This window comes from Micromonospora sp. KC207, from assembly GCF_004348615.1.
Taxonomy (GTDB): domain Bacteria; phylum Actinomycetota; class Actinomycetes; order Mycobacteriales; family Micromonosporaceae; genus Micromonospora.
On record NZ_SMKJ01000450.1, the window covers coordinates 1 to 3,563 of the forward strand.

Here is a 3,563-nt window from a genome sequence, read left to right on the forward strand (position 1 = left end):
CACCTCAGCAGCCGACAACCCCGCAACAGCAAGCGCCTGCCGAATCACCCGCTCCTGCGCCGGACCATTCGGCGCAGTCAACCCATTCGACGCACCATCCTGATTCACCGCACTACCACGCACCACACCAAGAACCCGATGACCATTGCGCTGCGCGTCAGACAACCGCTCCAGCAAAATCACGCCCAAGCCATCAGAGAAACCCGTACCATCAGCCGCCGCCGCATACGGCTTACACCGCCCATCCGCCGCCAACCCCCGCTGCCGACTGAACTCCTGCAACAGCAGCGGCCCAGCCAACACCGTCACCCCGGCGACCAACGCCAGCGAACACTCCCCCGACCGCAACGCCTGCCCAGCCAAATGCAACGCCACCAACGACGACGAACACGCCGTGTCGACGGAGACCGCCGGGCCCTCCAGACCGAACGTATAGGCAACCCGGCCGGACACCACACTGCTGGTCGAGCCGGTCAACCGGAAACCCTCGAGCTCCGGCGGACGCGCCGGGCCATAGTCGGAGGTCACCACACCACAGAACACACCGGTATCCGAGCCACGCAGCGACGTCGGATCGATACCCGCGTCCTCCAACGCCTCCCACGACGCCTCCAACAACAGCCGCTGCTGCGGGTCCATCGCCACCGCCTCACGCGGGCCGATCCCAAAGAACCCGGCGTCGAAGTCCCCCACGCCGCTGACGAAACCGCCGCCACGGGTCGACACGGTGCCGAGGCTGTCCGGGTCCGGGTCGTAGAGCCGGTCCAGGTCCCAGCCGCGGTCGGCGGGGAAACCGGTGATCGCGTCCCGGCCGTCGGCGAGCATCCGCCACAGCTCGTCTGGCGTGTTGGCACCCGGGTAGCGGCAGCTCATGCCGACGATGGCGAGCGGCTCGTCTGCCACCGGCCGGCGGCGCGGCCGGGCTGGCGCGGCGGGCGGCTCGGCGGCGCCCGCCTCGGCGAGCAGGAGCTGGGCGATCGCCGCCGGGCTGGGGTGGTCGAAGACGAGCGTGGACGGCAGCCGTACGCCGCTGGCCTGGGTCAGCCGGTTGCGCAGCTCGACCGCGCCGAGCGAGTCGACGCCGAGCTCCTTGAAGGCCCGGTCCGGTTCGACGGCATCCGGCGTGGCGTGCCCGAGGACTGCGGCCACCTGCGCCCGGACCAGGTCGAGGACCACCCCGGGCCGGTCGGCCTCCGGGACGCTCGCGAGGCGCTGCCCCAGCGAGCCGTCCGAGGAGGTGCGCTGCGCGGGCACCTTGACCAGCCCGCGCAGCAGCGCCGGCAGCATTCCGGACCGGGCCTGCTCGCGCAGGTTGCCCAGGTGCAGGCGGGCCGGCACCAGCAGGGCCTCGCCCAGCCGTAGCGAGGTGTCGAACAGCCGCACGCCGAGCTCGGTGCTCAGCGCGCCGGTACCCATCCGTTCCAGCCGGGCCCGTTCCGCGTCGTCCAGGGTGCCGCCCATGCCGGCCGCCTCCGCCCACAGGCCCCAGGCCAGCGACGTGGCAGGCAGCCCAGCGGCGCGGCGGCAGGCGGCGAGCGCGTCCAGGAACGCGTTCGCCGCGGCGTAGTTGCCCTGCCCCGGGCTGCCGATCAGCGCAGCGACCGAGGAGAACAGCACGAACGCGGCCAGGTCGTGCCCGGCGGTCAGCTCGTGCAGGTTCGCGGCGGCGTCCACCTTCGGCCGGAGAACCCCGGCGAGCTGCTCCGGCGTCATGGCGTCGAGCACGCCGTCGTCCAGGACGCCGGCGGCGTGCACCACCGCGGTCAGCGGCCGGTCCAGGCCATCGAGCACACCGGCAAGCTGCGCCCGGTCCGCCACGTCACAGGCCACCACGTCCGCCTGCGCGCCCAGACCCGCCAGCTCCGCGACCAGCTCCGCCACACCCTCGGCCGCCGGGCCACGCCGACTCACCAACACCAGATGCCGCACGCCGTGAGTGGCCACCAGGTGCCGCGCCACCACCGCGCCGAGACCACCCGTACCCCCGGTGACCAACACGATCCCGTCCGCGTCGAGCGGCCGGGGCTCGACGCCGGTGGCCGTACGGGCCCGGGCGAGACGCGGCGCGAGCAGACGTCCGCCGCGCACCGCGAGCTGCGGCTCATCCAGCCCAGCCAGCGCACCCCAGTCCGGCTCAGCCCCGTCGTCCAGGTCCACCAGCAGGAACCGGCCCGGATGCTCCGACTGAGCACTACGCACCAAACCCCACACCGGCGCCTGCGCCAGATCCGGCGCCTCGTCACCGGCCGCGACCGCGCCGCGGGTGACGACGACCAGCCGGGCCCCAGCCGGGCTGTCCGCGCCGAGCCAGGACCGCAGCAGGGCGAGGGTGCGGCGGGCGACCGCGTGGGCCATCTCCGCCGTGCCGCCGGCCTCGCCCGCGCCGATCCGCACCACCACAAGGTCCGCGGTGGCCCGGTCGAGCGTCCCGGCGTCATCCCCGTCGAGGACGGTGACGACCGGTGCGGAGCCCGGCCGCACGGCCGCCGGGATCTCGGTCCAGGTCACCCGGAACAGCGAGGAACTGCCCGCCGGCTGGGCGCTGTCGAGCTGGGCCTGTTCGACCGGGCGGAAGGCGAGCTTGGCGACACTGCCGACCGGTACGCCGTCCTCGCCGGCCAGGTCGACCCGCAGCGCCGACTCGCCCGCAGCGGCAATGCGGACCCGCACCCGGGCGGCGCCGCTGCGGGCCAGCCGCACGCCGGCCCAGGAGAACGGCAGTTCGGCGCCGGAGTCCTTGTCCAGCCAGCCGAGGCCGCCGTGCAGCGCCGCGTCGAACAGCGCCGGGTGCAGCCCGTACCCGCGGGCGGCCTCGGCGTGTTCCTCGGGCAGGACGATCTCGGCGTACACCTCGTCGTCGGTCCGCCATCCGGCGCGCAGGCCCTGGAACGCCGGTCCGTAGTCGAAGCCGACCTCGGCGAGCCGGGCGTGGATGGCTGCCACGTCGAGCGGCTCGGTGTCGGCCGGCGGCCACACGCCGGGCTGCCACGGCTCGGCCGGTTCGTCGTCCGCGGCCAGCAGCCCGCGGGCGTGGCAGGTGGTCTCCGCGTCGGCGGTGTCCGGCCGGGAGTAGAGGGCGACCTCGCGGCGGCCGGCATCGTCCGGCTCGCCGATGGTGACCTGGAGCTGCACCGGCGTGGCGGGCATGACCAGCGGCGCCTCCAGGACGAGTTCGTCGACGACCGGGACGCCCACGTGCGTGCCGGCCGCGGCGGCCAGCTCGACCAGCGCGGTGCCGGGCACCACCACCATGCCGAGCACGCCGTGGTCGGCGACCCAGGGGGCGCTCTCGGTCGAGAGCCGTCCGGTGAACACCCATTCGTCGCGGTCGCCGACGCGCACGGCGCCGGTCAGCAGGGGATGGTCGACCCGGTCGAGGGTGCTGGTGTCGGGCATCAGCCAGTAGCGCTGGTGCTGGAAGGCGTAGGTAGGCAGATCGATGCGCTTCCCGCCGGCCAGCACGGCCGCCCAGTCCACCGGCACTCCGGCGTTGTGGGCCTGGGCGAGGAACGCGGCGAAAGCGTGCGGCTCGGGCTGCTTGGCCCGCAACGCCGCGGCAAGCA

General features: G+C 74.1%; 1 protein-coding gene. It reads right to left on the reverse strand.

Going from position 1 to position 3,563, the window contains the following annotated elements; genetic code table 11:
* Window positions 1-3,563 (reverse strand): SDR family NAD(P)-dependent oxidoreductase (locus E1258_RS31065; RefSeq protein ID WP_132407364.1); only part of this gene is annotated, 3,563 nt, incomplete at both ends.